We start from the raw sequence: 20,603 nt of genomic DNA, 5'->3' as shown, positions 1-20,603 counted from the left end.
CGGCGTTATGCTTGAATGTCGCTACCAGCCGGGTTCCGCACCATGCCATCGTGGCCATCAACTAGCTGCTTTGCCCATGCGCTGGCGTCATCGTCATTCTCGCATACGAAGGCGCGAGAGCTTTGGATATGCCCGTCATGGCCCATCACATAGGCGCGGTATTCCTGCATCTGCTGCTCCCCGCAACAGAAACACTAGCCGTGATTCCACGGTCCAGTCTGTCTTGTATCAACATTTCAAAAGGCGCTATCCAGGAACGTGGCCATCGTGGCAGTCCGCTACGGCATTCGCGCGTCGGTTTGACCGCGCGCTGACGACTTGCACTGTGCCTACATAATCTGACGGTGTTACCACATCTACGGGTTGTTATGGCTCAAGAGCGCCGAGAGGAAGCATGCCCCCTTCCACCTCGTTGCAAGACCGGTGTAGTCTGTTCCCGCAGGGCCTAGATGGATAAATCCGCGACGTAGCGCCCTGTGGAGGGAGCATCATGAAATTTTCCCGCCGCACATTCTTGCAGCTGGCCGTGGGCGCTGGTGCATTGCCGGCCGTGCCCCGCCTTGCGCGGGCGCAAGCCTATCCGTCCCGTCCGGTGCGCATTGTCGTCGGCTTTGCCGCCGGCGGGGCTACCGACATCCAGGCGCGCCTGATGGGTCAATGGCTATCGGATCGCCTCGGCCAGCAATTCATCATTGAGAACCGCGCCGGCGCCAGCGGCAACATCGGCACCGAGGCGGTCGCCAAAGCGCCCGCCGATGGCTACACACTGCTGCAAATTGTCACCCCGCACGCGATCAATGCGGCGCTGTACAGCAATCTCAATTTCGACTTCATCCGGGACATCGCGCCGGTTGTATGCTCCGCGCGGCTGGCCTACGTCGTCGTGGTGCATCCGTCGGTCCCCGCCACGACGATCCCTGAATTCATCGCCTACGCCAGGGCCAACCCGGGTAAGGTCAACTACGGGTCGGCCGGCCCCGGCACCCCGCAAAACATTGCTTGCGAACTCTTCAAGATGATGGCCGGGGTGAATTTGGTCCACGTCCCTTATCGCGGCGGCGCGCCCGCGACCACCGATCTGGTCGGCGGCCAGATACAGGTGATTTTTGCTCCGGTGTCCGAGTCGATCCAATATATCAAGGCGGGTAACCTGCGCGCCCTGGCGGTAACGACCGCGAAGCGTCTGGACGTATTGCCGGACGTTCCAACGGTGGGAGACTTCGTCCCTGGTTATGAGGCCAGCGGTTTTGCGGGCATTGGCGCGCCCAGGGACACCCCGGCGGACATCATCGATATGCTGAACAAGGAGCTCAATGCCGGCCTCGCCGACAGCAAAGTCAAAGCCCGGATCGTCGAACTCGGCGGCACAGTGCTTGGCGGCTCGCCCGCGGAATTCAGGACGATCATCTCGGAGGCCACCGAAAAGTGGGCGAAGGTGATCAAGTTTGCGGGCATCAAGGCTGAATAGTTCCGGTCGCCACCGGATTCTAAACCGAGCCTGTACAATCCGTTGCCCGCGTTGGATCAAACTGAGAAATCAGGACACGCAGCCGTGAATTCTGCTTTACCCTCACGGAGAGACGTGATGAGTTGGGCCGGTCAGCTCCGACCCAACTGTCGGGAACAGATGTTGGCCGCAAGGGCCCTAGCCCTTTTTGCCGCTCGCCTTTTCCTGCTGGTACGACGAGCCTGAGCCCTTCGGCTTGTCGGACTTTGGTTTCTTAGTTTGCTTGCTTGGCTTGTCTTTGCCCTTGGCCATTGTTCGCTCCTGATTCGAGGTAAATTATCAGGGCAATGCTACGCTGCCCCTCTCCCGTTTCAAACCTATATACCGGCGATGGGTTTAGCGGACGGTTCGTCATCGAGCTGGGGGATGCATATTACTGACGGGGCCACCCAATCGGCGCCATCAATAGCGTTTCATCGCCGCTTTGCCGGCACAAGACAAGCTTCTCAGCAAACCAACAAAGCAAAGGGCGCGCCGCATTCCTTCACCCATCCGCGACGGGAGCTAGCTGCGCTATGACGACGGCTCCGCGTCAGCTCCCGCCAGCAGGGCAAACCCCAGCGCCAGTCGCGAACCCAACGAGGATAAAACTTGGGGCAAGGTCAGCGTGGGTGTCAGATTCTTCCGACCTGGAAAGGGCGAGATCGGAGTGGACCTCTGTTGGCATGCCTGCGCACTTGGACTTGAGGGGTCAGTATCTAAAACGGATCGCCCTTATCGCGCCGGCCAATCGCCGTACTGGCGAAGGTCAAAACCCCGCCTCTCCCGCATGCGCCGGTACCACAGATGCGTTCTCCTGATGGACGAGATACCGCGCGAAATAGCCGGGCACTCAGCTCCTGCGGTAGGTGACGAGGTGGCGCCCGGCTACTCGCCGCATCGGCGGTCGCGGCACATTCAGGATAACGTCCAAACTCTAAAATCCTAAAATCAATTCGTCCGCCGAGTATTTTGATGTTATCCCTAAATTGCCTGCGCCCTAACTTCGAAGGACCCAATTGGATCGAACGGCGCTTGGTTCGCTTTTCGGGGTTCGCGACGTTTGAAACTAACTGCGGACGGGCAAAGACGCTCCTGAGGGGGCGGCAAGAAAAACCCGCCGGTCCCGAAACGTATGCGATATCGCTTACCGCTTGACAGCCTGTGACTTCGAACACACATGCGCTTCAAACTGAGCAAGTCGTTCGGGCGACAGCCACTCGCGCAGTAACTTGATGCCCCGCCTCTCGCTCTCGGACCGGAACAGTTCGCGAAAGTAATTTCTCAACGCTCGCCACCGGCGTACGCTCGCCGTCCGTGCGCCGTCCGCGTGATTTTCGATGGCTCCAAGTCGCCAACGGCGTCGGCACCTAGACTAAATTGGACCTGTCGAAAACATTTTAGTTTAAGCTCGATAGCTGCTTTAAAAGCTTCGCGAAGCGCCGGTGAAAGGAGACCGAGCGGTCGGCGGTTCACCGCGGCTTGTAGAACGAGGCTGAAGGCGCACTTTAATGGGCCAGGGGTCATTCCAAGAGCAGCGCCGCTGGCTGGGTGGCTGGGTCGTCGACGTCGCCCGAAGTGATGTTAAACTTACTGGTCGCTGTTAAATTTGTTGCAATTGGGAATTTCCTTCGAGCCTAGCATGGAAGCGCGCGTCCCAATCGTCGCTTCAAAGCCTGAAGCTGAAGGGGAAATAAATGGACCTGCTGTCATCGATCGAATTGGCGCATTGGCTGATGATCGCGGGAGCTGTGTTAGTGGCAATGGGCTGCCTTGGTCTTGTGTTTAGCCGGGACAGAGAGCCCGCTGCTGATCCTGACTAGCACCAACTCTTTCGCGCCCCCAAAGCCAGCAGATGACCATCCAAGATGTCCGACATCTCAATTCGCAAGCGCCTGTCGTCGTGGAAACAACGCCGAGGATTTCGCTCGGTAGCGTCGTATCACTATCGTAAAAGACCAGTACCGCACGCAAGCCAAACGGACCTGAACCGCGAGTTTGCGCACCCAAGCGGCACCAGCGCCGGATGGTTCTTCATCGGGTTGATAGTTCTTGCGGCCGTTGACTACTTATGTCTGCAGATGGGGTCAGGTTAGTTGTATCCCATAGCGGCTGACGTGTTCAGCGGCCCGTGTTAAGGAAAGCGCCAGCTGCACGGAAGGTTCGTGAAAGATACACGCCAACAGACGCTGATCCGTTCGCACAGAAAACGTGCAAATGATCAAGCCCGCTTTCGGCAGTCGGGCTTGACCTAGATCTATGATCAATGACGCCGATGGTGCCACCCCCTGGGACCGCCGTAGTTCGCGGGATGAACAACAGTGCGATAGCGATAACCCATGTAAACCGGCGGGTCATTGTAGGTCGTGTATTCGGTGTGGGTCACCGGAATATAGCCGTCATAGGTACCCACGGGGGTATAGTCACGATAGTAGCCGAGTGAATATCCGCCCCAGTAGCCATAGCCGGGACCATGCGCATGCGCGGTCGATGCAAGGCCCCCAATTGCGGCCGTTATCGTAGCCAGGACGAAGGCAACTTTTTTCATAGAAAACTCTCCTTTCGGGTATCCGGGCTTCCTCAACGGAGCAGCTTGAGCGTTGGTTCCAGCCCGAGCCTGAACATCGTCAAGACGGCGACGCCGGGCCGCGCTCAGCTTAGGTCGTCGCAAATTTCGGACTGCTCGCTACTGTTCGTCAGCCGGGATAAGTTTGAGACGTACCAGATAACCAACTACCTTGTGAGGACTCTGGCCAAGCGATTGCGACAGGCTGACGACGCATTGGCCGCGTCGATATTTCTGAGTGTTAGAGCGCGATTGGCTCGGGCACTGCTCAACCTTTTGCAGAACACGTGGGCGAGAAGACCGGGGGAGCCAGATCGAATTGCGCCCCAAGATAAGTCAAGGCGATCTCGCAGCGATGGCGGGCATAGCGCGAGAAAACGTAAGCCGGACCATGAGCGAATGGCGTAAGCGAGACCTCGTCACGCGATCATATGACGATTACTACTCCATCAAGGACGCTAGAGCGCTAGCCCGGGAGCTGTAGCTCGGGACCGAACCAGTGCAGCCTGCCCATCGCCATGGATCGCAATCAGAAATCTCCCCGCTTAAGCCCAGCCCAGTTGCTGCAATGCCATTCCAGAATGCCAAATCTTCGTCATATGGCTGATCTTGTCGCCGGTAAATTGCATCACATAGACGTAATCCGAGGTGGTCTTTTTGCCGGTCGGTTCGCACGGACCACCGGGACCGGTATGAGTACCGGAAAAGACAGCATAGGCAGCGACGTTGTTCCGCTCGGTATCAGTGGCAAAGGATCTCACCTCATAGCTACCGTCCGGCATAATCGTCATCAGTCCCTTCATCCAATCCGCGTATTCCGCGAGTGTTTTGATATCTGCAAGCGGTTCGGCCTGAGCTGCGAAGGTTGCGTTTGGAGCACAGTACGCCTTGCAGACTTCCCAACCCTTTCCAGTCTCGCAAGCGGCAAAGAAATCGCCTGCAATTGCGGTGATCGACGCCATGAGCAGTCTCCCCTTCGTGTTTATTAAATGCTGTTTTTGGTACTTCGGCCGCTCGGGCCATCACGCTGCTTGTTAACCGGGCCGGCGAGCGGACGTTGCGCAATCGATTTAGCGGCGCGTCACCAAGCGCTTTGATAAGGCTAGAGTCAATGATTGCGATAGGTCATTCGCATCATTTGACCGGACTGCGGCGCATGTCTTAAAGGTTGCCAATAGCGAACGATTCTCTGTCACTTCGGCCGAAGTCTCACCGAACACTCTTACTCAAATTAAGCCCGTTCCAGCCGCTTGTTGATTTCCTCACGTAACAAGGCGAAGTCGATTGGCTTCGTCAATAAACCCGAAGCGCCGCGTTCCATCGCCCTCCGTTTGGTCTCGGGATCGCCATACGCTGTGATCATTATAACCGGGACCTCCGGCCGTATCTCCCTGACCTTGGGTAGCATTTCAATTCCGGTCATTCCGGGCATGTTGATGTCTGAGAGGATCAGGATCAACGAAGCTCGATTGGACGAGCAATAAGAATTAGAGCATCTGCGGCCGAACGAGCGAAATCCATTACAAAACGCTCCGCTCGCAGATCGCGGCGAAACTGCTGGCGGAATAGCTCCTCAACATCGGGCTCGTCGTCCACCACAAGAACCAGAACGCTCACGTCTGACCTCTGGGTTGTCTCGAACGTGGCAAGGTAATACGAAATTCCGTAAATTGACCGGGCTCAGTATCGACATCAATTGTGCCGCCATGTTGTTTCACGATGATGTCGTGGCTCATCGACAGGCCCAGACCGGTCCCTTCGCCGGCTGGCTTAGTTGTGAAAAAGGGGTTGAACATCTTCTCCTTCACGCCCGACGGAATGCCAGCCCCGTTGTCACGGATGCGAATTTCCACAGCATCGCCGAGGTTTTTGGTGCTGGCCCGCAGCGTTGGCTCAAAGCCGGGCTCGCCGGCTTCCTTGCGGCGCTTGGTCACGGCATAGAAACCGTTTGCAAGCAAGTTGAGGAACACGCGCGTGATCTCCTGTGGAAACAGATCGATCTGGCCGGCAGCCGCGTCGAAGTCTCGCTCCAGCGTGACGTTGAAGTCGGACTTTTCGGCACGGGCGCCGTGATAGGCCAGGTTCAAGCTTTCATCGATCAGTGCATTGATGTTCGCAGGCCGGCGCTCGCCGATGCCTTCGCGGGAGTGCAACAGCATGTTCTTGACGATGGAATCGGCGCGCTTGCCGTGCTGGACGACTTTTTTGAGGTTGTCCTTCAAGAGCCCGGTGAGTTCGTCGACCTCGGCGCGGAGCTGGCTGCCGATTTCGACCGGCTTGAGGACCTCGTTCAACTCCTCGGTCAACTCAGCTGAAAGAGCCGCAAAATTATTGATGAAGTTGAGCGGGTTCTTGATTTCGTGAGCGATGCCCGCCGTGAGCTGGCCGAGGGAAGCGAGCTTCTCGGTTTGCACCAGGCGGTCCTGCGCGGCGCGCAACTCGTCCAGCGAAGCGGCAAGCTCCCGGGTGCGCTGCTGCACTTCCTCAAACAATCTGGTGTTGCCGATCGCAATTACCGCTTGGTCTGCGAACGTCTGAACGAGTTCAATCTGCCGCTCGCTAAACGGGCCGGCAACCATGCGTACCATGCTCAATACGCCGATCGGTTCTCCCTCCCTCACCAATGGAACTGAAAGCATCGCCTTGTAACCCGCACGTCGCTGTGCCTCAAAAAACTGGAAGTCCTTGTCCATCGAGACATCCGGCACATGTACGATGGATGCGGTGAGCGCGGCGCGGCCAGTAAACGTATGCATGTCTGGCTTGATCGGGTGGGCCTGCATGAACTCAAGGTAATCCGGCGGGCAGTTGAATTGCGCCTCGGGAACGAAGACGTCAGTCTGTCGCAGGAAGATCAGCGCCCTGTCGGCCTCGCAGAGACGGGAGGCCGACGAAACAAGTGTATCCAATACAGCCTTAAGATCGAAGGCCGAGCGGCTGATCACCTTTAGCACGTCGGCAGTCGCGGTTTGCTGTTGCAGGGTTTCGGAAAGCTCTCGCGTCCGCGCCTGTACCTCCTCGAACAGCCGAACATTGCCGATTGCAATAACGGCCTGATCGGCAAAAGTCTGCAGCAACGTCACCTGCTTGTCGCTGAACGGGTCCACTTCGAGCCGGCGAAGAGTGATCGTACCGATACTGTTGCCTTCCTGGAGCAGTGGAACGCTCAAGATGGTGCGGTGTCCCTGCTCGAGCGCTCGCGCTTGCGCCTCGGGAAAGTCGTCGCCCTCGGACGAACTCGTGTCGTGCACGTGCACCGGCCGTTTTTCGAGGGCGGCGCGTCCAGCCGTCCAGTACGGATTGATCTGCGATAAATTCCAATCCGCCGGTACCGTGCCGTGATGGGCCCCCAGCTCAAGCTTGTCGCCCCGTTTCAGACGCAAGACCGCATCATAGGCCTCGCAAAGTTCGCAGGCGTTCTCGACGATCGCCTTAAGCACTGGTCCCACTTCGGTCGGCGAGGACGCGATTACTTTCAGGATATTGGCACTGCCAGTTTGGTAGGTAAGTGCGTCCGATAGATCATTGGTACGCTTCTGAACCTCGTTGAACAGCCGAACGTTCTCGATTGCGATCACGGCTTGGTCTGCAAAGGTGGCGACAAGGTCGATCTGCTTCTCCGTGAACGGCTCGACGCGCTGGCGCGCCAGCACGATCACTCCGATCGGTTCATTCTTGCGTAGCAACGGCACGCCGACAGTTGTGCGCTGGCCGGCCAGCGAAGTTGTTTCATGCAGCGTGTATTCCGGATCAGCCACGACATCCACAATTTGGACCGGACGCCTCTCGAGTACGGCGCGGCCGGTAACCGTGCCGCGGTCGACGGCCAATGGGTGGTTCGTGAGAAAGTCGATATAGGCCTTGGTATAGCCGACGGCGGCTCCCGCAAGATACTCGTCACCCACGCGGCGCATGAGGAAAGCCATGTCGGCATCACAAAGCTGAGCCGCTGAATTCACCAAGGTATCCAGCACCGGCTGCAGCTCGAAAGTCGAGCGGCTGATGGTCTTGAGCACGTCACCCACCGCCGTCTGCTGCCGCAACGACTCACTGACGTCATTGGTGCGCAGCTCCACCTCATTGAACAGCCGTGTGTTCTCGATCGCGATCACCGCTTGGTCGGCGAACGTTTGCAGGAGAGCAATTTGTTCGTCGGTAAATGGCTTTATTTCCTTGCGATAGATAGTTAAGGCGCCAAGGACTTTTCCATTTCTGCGCAACGCAACAACAAGGGCCGTTCGGACGCCGCCGAGATCTACAATGGCGCGGCGAAGAGGACTTCCCGATTTGTAGGCATCTTCGTCCATCTGATTTAAGTTATGTACGACGTCTTCACCTTCTAGAAGGCGCCAATGCGACTCTCCGGGTCGAGGCTGGTCCATGCCTGCCGCGAAGTAGGCAGCGAGCGGATCAGGTACCCCTCGCTGCGCGGCTATTTCAAACCGTTGGCCGTCGTAAATAGTTAAAAATCCGAAGGCGGCCTCACATAACCGCATCGCTTTTTCTAGGACGGCCTCGAATACGCGCGCGTGAGAGCCGTGGGAGGAATTAATGATCTGGAGGACCTCGCCGGTTGCCGCCAAGCGCCCGCGCGATTCAATTAACTCACGCCTTAGATTTTCATTTTCTCTTTTCAAAGTGGGTTGAGCGATCGATCGTCCCCTTTTTACTGTCGGCTTGCGGGACGTCGGAAGACGACGCGCGCTCTTTCCACGTTTCGCCATCTAACTGCGCTCTCTGCCGAAAAGGTGCCAATGCAGTCGTTATCTGCAAGAAACTATCTTCGTTGCGCCTGCGCGTACAGCTTGCTGGGAAGCGCAAACTTGCACCGCGCGCTATAGGCTCGCAAAAGCAATGGGAGTTGCGGCAGCAAGCCGGCCGTTTGCGGCAATCTCTCGTCAGGCGCCAATTTTGGTACGGCTACCGTCCATCCTGCCTGCGGCGCGGACCTTGCGGTCGCTTTTCCGAGAGTCCAGCAGTACCGCGACGCGTCTGATTGCGGCCACGCCGTCACCGCACCCCCGAGCAAACCTGATCACTTTGCCGGATGTCCGCCCCCGGCTAGGAGGTAATAATGTACCGACTTGCACAGGCGGACTCGTAACCGACGACCTCAATCGACGTTGGCACGAGATCAATTCGGGCTACCGGATTGCCCAGATCCAACGCCACGTCGTTCACCGGATGATCCCCTGGATGGCCGCCACCCTTGACGGCGTCATAAAGCAAACGGGCGCAGTCTTCGAAGCCACATGCTGCCCTGGTCGTTTTCAGAAGGGGGCAGCGGCGGCAACGCACATGGCCCAGGTCCAGCACAACATGCTGGTCGCCAACACCAAGACCTCCGTGGTTATCGATCATCACCGGAGGCGGCAACGCAGGCGGGGACATACCAACTCTCTCGAAAATGAAAGCGGCCTTTTGATCACGATCAATCATTAGCCTACGGTCAAGGTTACCACCGCGGGGAACGCCGGCTGCGGAGACAGCGCGAAACGTCACTTTGATCTGCCGAGCACATAGAGGCTCGCTGAGGCGGGCTTACAAAAGCTTGCGCCACCCGATGAAATTAGGAATCAAGCCTTATCGTGCGAGTACTTCTCCACAACCAGCCGGTTATACTCATCTCTCACAGCTCGCCGCGAAATATGCCCTCTTCGGTCTTTGGCGATCTTCAGAAGCTCAGGATCGGTCGGCGCCCGCGATTTCTTTCTGAATACGGCAAAGAGTTGGCCGGGCGGCCCCGGTTTTCTTCCAAACAGCCGGTCAAACCATCCCATTGTGTCCTCGCCTGTTACTGCGAATTCCGACATCCTATCGTATTTAGGACACTTGGGGTCGCAGCTCCATGCGACCGATTGGCAGCTGGGAATGCATGTCGAAGCCAACATCGAAGTCGCCGTGCAGATACGCCTTTACGGACGGCGAGAAGGCATAAACTGTTCGGTCGCAGGCTTCGATCGCAACCGTTAGCGGACATCTCTCACTTGGCTACTCAGGCGACATGTTTGGCGGCGGCGACTCAAGTCCGATGGTGAAACCGCGCTCGCGCAAAACCTCGTCCCCTGCCCCCGACGTTTTGGGATCAGCGGCCTTGTCGATAGCGGCAGTATTCGTCGCCATTGTCGTATTCGACACAGATCTTCACCCGACGCCGGCGCCGATCTTCATCGGAGCTTCGATAATCTCGGTCCGCGCGATCCCAGCCTCGATTTTCCCGATCGTCTCGATCGGCGTATCGACCGCGCTCCTTGTCGCGATCCCGATATTCGTCGCTGTCCCCGCGTCGCATGTCTTGATCAGCATCTCGATCGTCCCGGCCCATGCGGTCCCAGTCACCCCGGCGATCCCGATCGCCGTATCGACCGCGGTCCCGGTCGCGATCGCGATATTCGTCGCCATCCCAGCGTCGCATGTCTTGACCAACTTCCCGGTCGTCCCTGCCCGTGCGGTCGCCATCACCCCGGCGTATCCTCCAATCGGGACCCATCTCGCGGTTATCGCCTTTGGATTTACCTTGGTCGGTGCGTTGATCCGGCGGTTGCTGGACATTGGGGTTAGATGGGCTGGGCTGAGCAGGTGCGTTTTGCGGTGGCGAAATCGGAGGCTTCCCTTCGTCCTGGGCGAATGCGGCAAGGCTCGACGAGGCCAATAAAAGAGTAGCGAGGACAAGCGCACGCATGGATTTTCCTCCTGTGATGTCGCTCTTGTAACAATTGACTGATAGATTAGTTCAACTCGAAGGCCCTCGCCTGGAGAAACCATGCGTGTCGTCATCTGCGGCGGCGGCGTGATCGGCGCCTGCATCGCTTACTTCCTCAGTCGTCGCGGGATCGACGTCATTGTCGTGGAACGTGCCGAGGTCGCCGCTGCGGCATCCGGCAAGGCCGGAGGGTTCTTAGCCAGCGACTGGTGCGTCGGCAGCCCGCTCGATGCGCTCACACGGCGGAGCTTCGACCTTCACGCCGCCCTGCCCCATGAGATTGCGGGTGATTGGGGCTATCGCCGCATGACGGCCTACAGCGGTATTGTCGTTCCCAAGCCTGACCCCCGCCGTTACTTGCCCGCCAAGCTCGATTGGCTCTCTGACGGCGTGGTCATCGAGTCTCAGCTCGGCACGCCGGAGACGACCGCGATCGTTCAACTCGCACTTTCACCACCGCCATGATGGGCGCCGCAGAACGGTGCCGAACTCCGTCACGGGCTAGTCACCGGCCTCGTTCGGACTGAGGATGGATCGAGCGTGCGAGGCGTAGAGGTGGATGGCGCTGTGCTTGAAGCAAATGCCGTTGTAGTGGCGATGGGGCCCTGGTCGGTGATGGCCGCCGGGTGGATGGTTCTGCCCGCCGTATACGGACGAAGAAGCCCAAGTCTCATCTACGACACCGGCAGGGACATCCCTGCGGAAGCGCTCTTCCTCGAATATCAAGACGAGACCGGCGGGGCCGCCATGGTCGAAGTTTTCCCAAGGGCCAACGGGCTCACTCTGTTGACTGCCTTCTCCGACGAGCCATCACTGCCGATCGACCCGGCCGTGGTGACGCAGACCAGAACAGGCCGATCGCCTTCAGATTATCGGCGAACGGTTGTCGCCGGCGCTGCGTCCGGACAAGATCATCGCCCGGCAATCCTGCTTTCGCCCGATCACCCAAGACGGCCTGCCGTTGATCGGCAAAGTGCCGCAGATTTACGTGGCAACCGGTCATGGCCCATGGGGTATCCTCCTCGCGCCCGCAACCGCCGAAGCCTTAGCCGAGCTAATCGCCGGCGGCGTCTCCCGTACCACCGACTTGAGACCCTTCGCACCTGCGCGGCTCCGTCCAGCCGACTCGTCGCGGCTGCGTGCGGTTTAGCCAGCCTGCTTTCATTCGGCCGTCTCCCTGTGCCATGTTCGTTAGCAAGACAGTCAGCGCGCAGCTGGGCCGACGTGAATGGTCACAAGCTAGGAACTTGAACGTCCACACCGCTTGCGCTGCGGTGCCATCAGTTCACTGGCACCACTACCCCTGCAGGTGTTGGCGCGAAGGATCCTGGTATCATCGGGCGCCTCTCGGAATATCTCGACCCGACCTTGCCGCGCGGTCAGATCGGCGAGATTGATTGAGCGCGGGCGTGATTCGAAGGTTGTGAGCTTCACCATAGAATGCTTTCATGTTTCATTTGATTTTCGACCGCAGGGGATTGCCATGACCGAGCCCACGAAGTCGCCAGACGTCCAGCACACCGACTATTTACTCCAAGCGCCGATTGTATTCTTCGACGCAATTCCAGGAGCAGTTTTGCGGGGTCCGGTCTTGAGCGTTGTATTGGCGACCCACGTCGGTGTGCCTGAGACAACCACGACCACGTCAGATCATCTCGTCGCGGTTGCGAATTTGCGTTTTACTCTCACGACGGCGGCCAGATTGCGGGATGTGCTGGATAAGGTACTTCTGGCAGCAAGCCCGGCGTCGGGCCCGGCCAATTAACGGTACGGGACGGTAGATCGTGAGCCCATAAAAGGTCGGCGTATCACGCTGCTGCGCGGCCTCGGACGTCCAGGAGCTTCCTGCGTTCACGGTTGGGAAGCCGCGACAGTAAATCGAGGACAACCTATTCGTGGTGCAGCTGGAACAGCAGGCCGGTGAGGCCCTCGCCTTGCCGGAGCCAGTAAACAGCAGCTTGTAAAGCATAACGGCCACCAGGCCGCTCAACGCCACCTCAAGTGTCTTGTGGTGGAACAGGGCGACACCCAGCAGCGTCAAGCTGAACAGAATGAAATCATTGGGTATGCCGAACAGGAGGACGGGCTGGGCCGAGTACGCGCTGGTTGCGGATGCGGCGGCGGCTGAATTTGCGAGTGGGTTTGAGCGGGCATAAATCACAGTCGAGCTGGCCGGGGCGATACAGAGGCATCTTGCCCTCCTGGGCGGTGCCAGTTCCAAGATTGCGGCAACCGCGTCACTAAAATCAAAACCATGCAACAGGCAACCTTGGTCACCCTTCGAATTGTTCAACGCACACCCGTATTGGGCTCACTTGTTCTGTTCGCCGGCAACCGGGGATGCTTGCAAAATGTCCGCGCTCTTGGTCAGCCCCCCAGCTACTTGTCTTGCGGCATCCGGAGACAGCGCGTAGCCCTCCTGGTTTTCCAGCCGGTGATTAAGAATAAGCAGGACCAGGCCCCTGCCCTCGGTGTCCGCCGTCACGGCGAAGGTCTTCGGGATTTCAAATCTAACTTCGTCCGGATTGTCGCCCGATCGAGCATTCCGCTTGGGAACCGCGGCGGTGTCCGCACTGGGAACTGCCCCCACAACGGCTGCCTCAAGCGTGCCCCGGGCGCTGACGAGGGCATCGATAAAGGCGTCCACGCACTCGCGCGCAATTTTCAGCTCTACGTCTCCGATATACTTCCCGCTTCCACCGACGATGACTTCCTTCTTGTCATCCGAGAGCCTGGACGACTTTACCTCGCTGATCCTGATCGCCATTTATGAACGCTCCGGGCTGTCCCTGCCCTGATCATACTCTTTCTCCCGTTTCAGGACCAATCGTCGAGCATCCCCCCGGCAGCTCCGCACTGTCGCCAAAGCATTCTGTAGGACAGCTAGATCAGATCATCACGGTATGACAGAAGTGTGCCCATAGTGGCGTCTGCCGCGAACATGAAGCCGTCCGCCGAGTAGTCGCCGAGCAACGAAATGTTGGCGGTGTGAACGCCGTCGCTCACCGTGAGGATTCCGCCAGTCTCCTCGGAATTCTCAACGTAACTTACGCTGGTGCCTTCTCCAAACGTGACATCGAGCAGATCGAAGTGGTCATCCTCGTTAAATCCCGAAACCATTCCGCTGAAGTCGAAGGAGTCGCCAAGCTTGAGCGTTCCAGTCGCTTCGGCAGCAAACGTTACGTTGACAGATGAGGCTGCTTCGAACTCGACCGTGGCTACACCATCGATCAGTGCCGTGCCGCCGCCAGTTACGCTGCCGTTGAGCGTGATGTCTGCTCCATTCGCCCACAGCAATCCGGAATTATCAAGGTTGCTGTCGATCACCAGCCCTCCGCTGCCGGTCGCTTCGAGTGTTCCGGAATTGACGATGGTATTCGCACCGGTATCGATTTCGAGGGAATTGGTGCCGGTGGCGATGATCGTACCTTCGTTAATCAGGATCATCTGCCCTGCGCCGAGCTGTCCGGCGCCGGAGATCGTGTTGTCCACATTCGTGAACGTGACATCCGAGACCGTTCCGGTGATCACGTTCTCGGTGCTGTCGGACAGAATGACCTGTCCGTGACCCTGGAGCGTGATACCATGCTGGATAAGCTGGAGGTCGGTTTCGGCACCTGCCGAGTTCAATTCGATCGTGCCGGTGTTATCGATGACGCCGCTCAGCGGCAGAATTGCGCCATTGCTGATCACCATGTGTCCGGCATTCACCGTGACCGGTGTCTGGTCGAAGACGAAATCATCAGCGGTGAGCGAAGCGGCATCGATTCCGTTCAGCGTGATCGTCTGACCTTCAGCGAGCGTGATCACCGCGTTGCCAGCCGCGTCGTTTGCCGTATGCGCCCGGATGTCGCCGAAGCCAGTGAAGTCGGCATAGCCAATCAGATCGATCTGATCAGAGGCCGCGTCGAAGCTATAGATCACGTCATGGCCGATCGGCTGTGCGAAAACGAACAGGTCTTGGCCGCTGGAGCCGGTCAGGTTGTCGTCGCTGGAAATGGCGAAGATCGGGTTGCCGGGGGCAAAGGCTTCGACGTTGTCGGTGAGCACCGAGAAGCCGTCCGTGCCATCGGCGTTGGTCCAGGTCATTGCGACGCTCAGTGCCATGGCGCCTGCGAACTCCGCGGACGTGGTAACGGTGAGCGTCGACGCGTCACTGGTCCGGACCGTCCAGGTGCCATTTCCGTTGTCGGTGCCATTGCTCACCGTCCAACCGGCAGGCACGCCACAGATCGTAACTGTCACCTCGCCATCGACTCCAGCAGGATTCGTGAGAGCCAGATTTATCGGCGAACCGGCGACACCAGCCGGTGCCACGACATAGTCCGCGACAACATTCGGCGAGCCGACGGCTGTCACGCTCGTATAGTTACTGAACGTTGCGATGAGCGTTGTTGTCCCAGCGCCATTTGCGTCGGAGTCGTGATACAAAGCAACACGATTGCTTCCGGCTACGTCTGAGTAAGCCAAGACAAACACACCCCCGTCGAAGTCGCCATTCTGGTTGCTTAGGAGCGAATTGATTTCGCCAGTTGTGTCTGCCGCGTCCGCATTGGTTAGGTCGAAAATGACAAGATCTGCCTCCTGTCCAGCGGGTGATATATCTGTTCCACTTCCTCCCAGACCTGCAGTTGTAACAGTTACGATTGTATTGAAGCCATTGCCGCTTCCTGCATAACTGAATCCGGTTAGATACAACGTGTCGTCGGCAGTGGCGAAATCCGTGATAATGTCGCTGGTACCGTTAAGTACGAGTGTGTCGTTGCCGGTGCCTCCGGTTAGGGTGTCCACACCGCCCGTGCCGACGAGCAAGTCGTTGCCACCGCCGCCGTCGAGGGTGTCGGCGCCTGCACTACCAAACAGCAGGTCGTTCCCGGTATTGCCGGTGTGCGTTGATCCGTTAGCGTCGGAGACCAGGATCGTATTGACGCCGGCGACCGATTGAGCAGACGCGGAGTCCGCATCGGTCAGGAGAAGCGTGTAGGGCGAGGAGCTGAGTGCATAACCGCCGAACGTCGCGCCGCCAGAGAAGGTCAGGAATTCGACCTGGTTGGTAGCAGCATTGTTGAACTGGTTCGTCACCGTGACGGTTGTGCTGGCAATCGCAATGCTGAGATTGCCCGCATTGTTGCTGATGTTCGTGTCGCTGAAGCTCAGAGTCGTCAAAGTTGCCCCGGCGGCATTGAACGCGATGGTGTCGATGCCCCCACCCGTTGAGCTCGCATCGCCATTTTCGTCTATCGTGTCGTCGGTGCCGTCAGCCAGGTCGAAGACATACGTGTCATTGCCCGCGCCGCCGCGCAATTGATCATTGTCGTCGCCGCCGACGATGAGATCGTTTCCGCCTGCACCGTTGATGGTGTCGTTGCCGGCATTTCCAAACAGAAGATCGTTTCCGCTGTTGCCGCTAATTGGGTTGTTATTGTTGCTGTCATCCGCAATGATTGTGTTCACACCGGCGGCGGCACTGGGAGCGCCGTCGTCATCAATGCTGAGCGTGTAGGGAGATGAGCCCAGGCTATAGCCCGCGAAGGTCGCTCCACCGACAAAGGTGAGCGTTTCGACGGCGTTGGTGATTGCCGTAGCAAAGTGATTAGAAACGGTAATCGTATTTGTTGCTCCATAGGCGATGACCAGATCTCCGGAGCCTGTACCATTATTTGTATCGGAAAAGTTCAGGGTCGTGAATGTTGCGCCATTGGTGCCGATTAAGATCGCATCCGTCCCAGACGAATCAGCAATCGTGTCGCTGCCATCACCCGAGCCGCGGAAGGCATAGGTGTCATTCCCAGCGCCGCCATTCAGCGCGTCTGTGCCGGTATAGCCAAAGATCACATCGTTGCCTGCCGTGCCATTGATGATAGCGTTCTCTGTCAATGACGACCGGTCGATATTAGCCGTAGCCTCGGGGCTGCTCGCGTTGCCGGCACCGTCGATTGTTTGGTAGTCGAACGTGCCGTCGGCTGTCGCATCATCGTTGAAGGTGATGAAGCCGGTGCCCTGCCCGCCATCGGTGTGAGTGACAGAGGTCGCACCTGAAGAGCCGACGACTGGTCCATTCCTTACGTCCACAGCGCCATTGGCTGTGTCGTTCAGCAGCAGCAGCCACTCAGGAATCTCGATGGTGTCGTTGTTGGCGAGAATTGTCTCGCCGGTGCCTTCGTGTACTGGCGTGACATCGAAGATCGCCGTATCGGTCGCGATTGAGAATGCCGTCGAGCCACCGGCGGGCGTCGGGTCAGCAAGGGCGCCATTGGTCCCGGTGTCCTGGTCCCAGGCCCGGAACGTAATGTTGGCGGCGCCGTCGTAGTCGGCATTCGGCTGGAAGTAGAGCCGTGTATTGGCATCCGCAACGAGAAGCCGAGCCGAGTCATCGGTAACTGCGCCGAGCGCGTTCCAGTTCGTGCCACCGTTGATGGAGTAGAACCACGTGCCATTGGTCGTGTCGGCCCCGATCACCGCAATACCCGTCACTGTGTCGTCGACGTCGGTGACATTGTCGAGACCACCAGCCGGGGAATTTAGATCGACGAGTTGCGAAACCAGCGTGCCAACGGCACCCACCGGCGCACCCGCATCCTCTGCAACAGCAGTCCCGGCCGGCGTTGCCGCCGCATTGAGCACCGGCGCGTCGTTGGTGCCGGTGATGGTGAACGTGACGTCCTGAATGGCGGAGTCCGTCGTGCCATCATTGACCCTGACCTGGTAGGTGATAGTCAGCTGTTGACCTGCTTGCAGGAAGTCGAGGTTAGCTGCCGCGGGATCGTAGCTGTAGCCGATGTTGACTGCACTCCCGGTCGAGGTCGTGCCGGTTAGTGTGAACGCACCGCCAGCAGTCAGCGCCGCAGCGCCAGCCGGTAGCGAGAATGCGCCGCCATTGAGCAGCACCGTTGGGCTGCCGACCACCGAAGCGGTCAGCGTGTCGCCCACGTCGAGGTCGGCGACCGAGAAGGTGCCGTTGATCGCAGCCAGATCCTGCGCCGAAGCGGCGGCCAGCTCGGCCACTGCCCCTGGATTGGTTGTGTCACTCAGCACCGGCGCATCGTTGGTGCCGGTGATGGTGATGGTGACGCTTTGCGTGGCGGTCCCGCCGTGGCCGTCGTTGACCGTGACGTTGTAGACCTGGGTCAGCGTCTGACCGGCCTGCAGATTATCGAGCGCGGAGTCCTGGGCCTCGAAGGTCCAGGTCACCTGGCCGGCGCCGTCGCCGGTGGAGCTGTTGCTGATCACAGGCGTCAGGGTGCCGCGGGCGGCAACCGCGCCGTTCACAGAGTCGGTGGCCGAGACCAGGCTGGCCGAAACCGTGTGGCCATCGGCCAGGTCGACATCGGTGAAGGCGATGGTGCCGGTGTCGGAGAGCAGCGTGGCGTTCTCGCCCGCCGCAAGGTCGGCAAGCTCGGTGACCGCGCCGGCGTCGTCGGCAACGCCGATGACCGGCGCATCGTTGGTGCCGGTGATGGTGATGGTGACGCTTTGCGTGGCGGTCCCGCCGTGGCCGTCGTTGACCGTGACGTTGTAGACCTGGGTCAGCGTCTGACCGGCCTGCAGATTATCGAGCGCGGAGTCCTGGGCCTCGAAGGTCCAGGTCACCTGGCCGGCGCCGTCGCCGGTGGAGCTGTTGCTGATCACAGGCGTCAGGGTGCCGCGGGCGGCAACCGCGCCGTTCACAGAGTCGGTGGCCGAGACCAGGCTGGCCGAAACCGTGTGGCCATCGGCCAGGTCGACATCGGTGAAGGCGATGGTGCCGGTGTCGGAGAGCAGCGTGGCGTTCTCGCCCGCCGCAAGGTCGGCAAGCTCGGTGACCGCGCCGGCGTCGTCGGCAACGCCGATGACCGGCGCATCGTTGGTGCCGGTGATGGTGATGGTGACGCTTTGCGTGGCGGTCCCGCCGTGGCCGTCGTTGACCGTGACGTTGTAGACCTGGGTCAGCGTCTGACCGGCCTGCAGATTATCGAGCGCGGAGTCCTGGGCCTCGAAGGTCCAGGTCACCTGGCCGGCGCCGTCGCCGGTGGAGCTGTTGCTGATCACAGGCGTCAGGGTGCCGCGGGCGGCAACCGCGCCGTTCACAGAGTCGGTGGCCGAGACCAGGCTGGCCGAAACCGTGTGGCCATCGGCCAGGTCGACATCGGTGAAGGCGATGGTGCCGGTGTCGGAGAGCAGCGTGGCGTTCTCGCCCGCCGCAAGGTCGGCAAGCTCGGTGACCGCGCCGGCGTCGTCGGCAACGCCGATGACCGGCGCATCGTTGGTGCCGGTGATGGTGATGGTGACGCTTTGCGTGGCGGTCCCGCCGTGGCCGTCGTTGACCGTGACGTTGTAGACCTGGGTCAGCGTCTGACCGGCCTGCAGATTATCGAGCGCGGAGTCCTGGGCCTCGAAGGTCCAGGTCACCTGGCCGGCGCCGTCGCCGGTGGAGCTGTTGCTGATCACAGGCGTCAGGGTGCCGCGGGCGGCAACCGCGCCGTTCACAGAGTCGGTGGCCGAGACCAGGCTGGCCGAAACCGTGTGGCCATCGGCCAGGTCGACATCGGTGAAGGCGATGGTGCCGGTGTCGGAGAGCAGCGTGGCGTTCTCGCCCGCCGCAAGGTCGGCAAGCTCGGTGACCGCGCCGGCGTCGTCGGCAACGCCGATGACCGGCGCATCGTTGGTGCCGGTGATGGTGATGGTGACGCTTTGCGTGGCGGTCCCGCCGTGGCCGTCGTTGACCGTGACGTTGTAGACCTGGGTCAGCGTCTGACCGGCCTGCAGATTATCGAGCGCGGAGTCCTGGGCCTCGAAGGTCCAGGTCACCTGGCCGGCGCCGTCGCCGGTGGAGCTGTTGCTGATCACAGGCGTCAGGGTGCCGCGGGCGGCAACCGCGCCGTTCACAGAGTCGGTGGCCGAGACCAGGCTGGCCGAAACCGTGTGGCCATCGGCCAGGTCGACATCGGTGAAGGCGATGGTGCCGGTGTCGGAGAGCAGCGTGGCGTTCTCGCCCGCCGCAAGGTCGGCAAGCTCGGTGACCGCGCCGGCGTCGTCGGCAACGCCGATGACCGGCGCATCGTTGGTGCCGGTGATGGTGATGGTGACGCTTTGCGTGGCGGTCCCGCCGTGGCCGTCGTTGACCGTGACGTTGTAGACCTGGGTCAGCGTCTGACCGGCCTGCAGATTATCGAGCGCGGAGTCCTGGGCCTCGAAGGTCCAGGTCACCTGGCCGGCGCCGTCGCCGGTGGAGCTGTTGCTGATCACAGGCGTCAGGGTGCCGCGGGCGGCAACCGCGCCGTTCACAGAGTCGGTGGCCGAGACCAGGCTGGCCGAAACCGTGTGGCCATCGGCCAGGTCGACATCGGTGAAGGCGATGGTGCCGGTGTCGGAGAGCAGCGTGGCGTTCTCGCCCGCCGCAAGGTCGGCAAGCTCGGTGACCGCGCCGGCGTCGTCGGCAACGCCGATGACCGGCGCATCGTTGGTGCCGGTGATGGTGATGGTGACGCTTTGCGTGGCGGTCCCGCCGTGGCCGTCGTTGACCGTGACGTTGTAGACCTGGGTCAGCGTCTGACCGGCCTGCAGATTATCGAGCGCGGAGTCCTGGGCCTCGAAGGTCCAGGTCACCTGGCCGGCGCCGTCGCCGGTGGAGCTGTTGCTGATCACAGGCGTCAGGGTGCCGCGGGCGGCAACCGCGCCGTTCACAGAGTCGGTGGCCGAGACCAGGCTGGCCGAAACCGTGTGGCCATCGGCCAGGTCGACATCGGTGAAGGCGATGGTGCCGGTGTCGGAGAGCAGCGTGGCGTTCTCGCCCGCCGCAAGGTCGGCAAGCTCGGTGACCGCGCCGGCGTCGTCGGCAACGCCGATGACCGGCGCATCGTTGGTGCCGG

Annotated in this window: 13 protein-coding genes and 1 pseudogene; 5 read left to right on the top strand and 9 right to left on the bottom strand. The window is 59.9% G+C overall.

Annotated features, from left to right (window positions below; translation table 11 throughout):
- Positions 1-5: 5 nt before the first annotated feature.
- Positions 6-170 (bottom strand): hypothetical protein, encoded by a 165-nt coding sequence (locus ABIE49_RS00070; RefSeq protein WP_192735877.1) that lies wholly within the window; start codon positions 168-170, stop codon positions 6-8.
- Positions 171-490: 320 nt separating this feature from the next.
- Between ABIE49_RS00070 and ABIE49_RS00065 the strand changes: the two genes are divergently transcribed.
- The gene (locus ABIE49_RS00065) at positions 491-1,468 is read left to right on the top strand and encodes a Bug family tripartite tricarboxylate transporter substrate binding protein (protein ID WP_192735876.1); all 978 of its coding nucleotides are present in this window, start codon (positions 491-493) and stop codon (positions 1,466-1,468) included.
- A 2,281-nt stretch (positions 1,469-3,749) separates the two neighbouring features.
- Here the strand turns inward: ABIE49_RS00065 and ABIE49_RS00060 are convergent.
- Positions 3,750-4,034: a hypothetical protein gene (locus ABIE49_RS00060; protein ID WP_192735875.1), complete on the bottom strand. Its 285-nt coding sequence runs from the start codon at positions 4,032-4,034 to the stop codon at positions 3,750-3,752.
- 256 nt (positions 4,035-4,290) lie between these two features.
- On the opposite strand from ABIE49_RS00060, the gene ABIE49_RS00055 reads away from it, so the two are divergent.
- The gene (locus tag ABIE49_RS00055; protein ID WP_192735874.1) at positions 4,291-4,536 is read left to right on the top strand and encodes a helix-turn-helix domain-containing protein; all 246 of its coding nucleotides are present in this window, start codon (positions 4,291-4,293) and stop codon (positions 4,534-4,536) included.
- A 61-nt stretch (positions 4,537-4,597) separates the two neighbouring features.
- On the opposite strand, the gene ABIE49_RS00050 is transcribed toward ABIE49_RS00055, so the two are convergent.
- The 3 genes and pseudogenes from ABIE49_RS00050 to ABIE49_RS00040 all read right to left on the bottom strand — a co-directional run bounded on the left by ABIE49_RS00050 (position 4,598) and on the right by ABIE49_RS00040 (position 8,776).
- A complete protein-coding gene (locus ABIE49_RS00050) occupies positions 4,598-5,014 on the bottom strand; it encodes an ester cyclase (RefSeq protein WP_192735873.1) in 417 nt (138 codons plus the stop codon).
- A gap of 269 nt (positions 5,015-5,283) precedes the next feature.
- Positions 5,284-5,669: pseudogene (locus tag ABIE49_RS00045) on the bottom strand (response regulator).
- Complete coding sequence (locus tag ABIE49_RS00040; protein ID WP_192735872.1) at positions 5,666-8,776, bottom strand: GAF domain-containing protein; 3,111 nt, start codon at positions 8,774-8,776, stop codon at positions 5,666-5,668. The pseudogene ABIE49_RS00045 and the gene ABIE49_RS00040 overlap by 4 nt, the downstream one beginning before the upstream one ends.
- 472 nt (positions 8,777-9,248) lie before the next feature.
- Here ABIE49_RS00040 and ABIE49_RS00035 point away from each other — a divergent pair, with 472 nt between their 5' ends.
- Positions 9,249-9,494: a hypothetical protein gene (locus ABIE49_RS00035; RefSeq protein ID WP_192735871.1), complete on the top strand. Its 246-nt coding sequence runs from the start codon at positions 9,249-9,251 to the stop codon at positions 9,492-9,494.
- 702 nt (positions 9,495-10,196) lie between these two features.
- On the opposite strand, the gene ABIE49_RS00030 is transcribed toward ABIE49_RS00035, so the two are convergent.
- A complete protein-coding gene (locus tag ABIE49_RS00030) occupies positions 10,197-10,454 on the bottom strand; it encodes a hypothetical protein (RefSeq protein WP_192735870.1) in 258 nt (85 codons plus the stop codon).
- A 361-nt stretch (positions 10,455-10,815) separates the two neighbouring features.
- Here ABIE49_RS00030 and ABIE49_RS00025 point away from each other — a divergent pair, with 361 nt between their 5' ends.
- Both ABIE49_RS00025 and ABIE49_RS00020 read left to right on the top strand, forming a co-directional pair.
- Positions 10,816-11,220, top strand: coding sequence for an FAD-dependent oxidoreductase (locus ABIE49_RS00025; RefSeq protein ID WP_354066518.1), 405 nt, complete (start codon positions 10,816-10,818; stop codon positions 11,218-11,220).
- A gap of 418 nt (positions 11,221-11,638) precedes the next feature.
- Positions 11,639-11,905 (top strand): NAD(P)/FAD-dependent oxidoreductase, encoded by a 267-nt coding sequence (locus ABIE49_RS00020; protein WP_354066517.1) that lies wholly within the window; start codon positions 11,639-11,641, stop codon positions 11,903-11,905.
- Positions 11,906-12,400: 495 nt separating this feature from the next.
- Here the strand turns inward: ABIE49_RS00020 and ABIE49_RS00015 are convergent, their stop codons facing one another.
- The 3 genes from ABIE49_RS00015 to ABIE49_RS00005 all read right to left on the bottom strand — a co-directional run bounded on the left by ABIE49_RS00015 (position 12,401) and on the right by ABIE49_RS00005 (position 20,418).
- Entirely contained in the window at positions 12,401-13,048 is a 648-nt protein-coding gene (locus ABIE49_RS00015) for a hypothetical protein (protein WP_192735869.1), read from the bottom strand.
- Between the two features lie 18 nt (positions 13,049-13,066).
- On the bottom strand, positions 13,067-13,522 hold the full coding sequence (locus tag ABIE49_RS00010) for a hypothetical protein (RefSeq protein WP_192735868.1): 456 nt from the start codon (positions 13,520-13,522) through the stop codon (positions 13,067-13,069).
- Between the two features lie 116 nt (positions 13,523-13,638).
- A complete protein-coding gene (locus tag ABIE49_RS00005) occupies positions 13,639-20,418 on the bottom strand; it encodes a VCBS domain-containing protein (protein WP_354066516.1) in 6,780 nt (2,259 codons plus the stop codon).
- Between the last annotated feature and the right edge of the window lie 185 nt (positions 20,419-20,603).

This window comes from Bradyrhizobium sp. OAE829 (assembly GCF_040546575.1).
Classification (GTDB): Bacteria; Pseudomonadota; Alphaproteobacteria; order Rhizobiales; family Xanthobacteraceae; genus Bradyrhizobium.
This window is presented reverse-complemented; position numbering and strand designations above follow the sequence as displayed.

What these genes read in the sequence shown, in the direction of transcription:
- ABIE49_RS00050 (WP_192735873.1), bottom strand. Translation starts at nt 5,014, where the DNA reads ATGGCGTCGATCACCGCAATTGCAGGCGATTTCTTTGCCGCTTGCGAG.
- ABIE49_RS00035 (WP_192735871.1), top strand. Translation starts at nt 9,249, where the DNA reads ATGGCCGCCACCCTTGACGGCGTCATAAAGCAAACGGGCGCAGTCTTC.
- ABIE49_RS00070 (WP_192735877.1), bottom strand. Translation starts at nt 170, where the DNA reads ATGCAGGAATACCGCGCCTATGTGATGGGCCATGACGGGCATATCCAA.
- ABIE49_RS00065 (WP_192735876.1), top strand. Translation starts at nt 491, where the DNA reads ATGAAATTTTCCCGCCGCACATTCTTGCAGCTGGCCGTGGGCGCTGGT.
- ABIE49_RS00030 (WP_192735870.1), bottom strand. Translation starts at nt 10,454, where the DNA reads ATGGCGACGAATATCGCGATCGCGACCGGGACCGCGGTCGATACGGCG.
- ABIE49_RS00040 (WP_192735872.1), bottom strand. Translation starts at nt 8,776, where the DNA reads ATGGCGAAACGTGGAAAGAGCGCGCGTCGTCTTCCGACGTCCCGCAAG.
- ABIE49_RS00060 (WP_192735875.1), bottom strand. Translation starts at nt 4,034, where the DNA reads ATGAAAAAAGTTGCCTTCGTCCTGGCTACGATAACGGCCGCAATTGGG.
- ABIE49_RS00010 (WP_192735868.1), bottom strand. Translation starts at nt 13,522, where the DNA reads ATGGCGATCAGGATCAGCGAGGTAAAGTCGTCCAGGCTCTCGGATGAC.
- ABIE49_RS00025 (WP_354066518.1), top strand. Translation starts at nt 10,816, where the DNA reads ATGCGTGTCGTCATCTGCGGCGGCGGCGTGATCGGCGCCTGCATCGCT.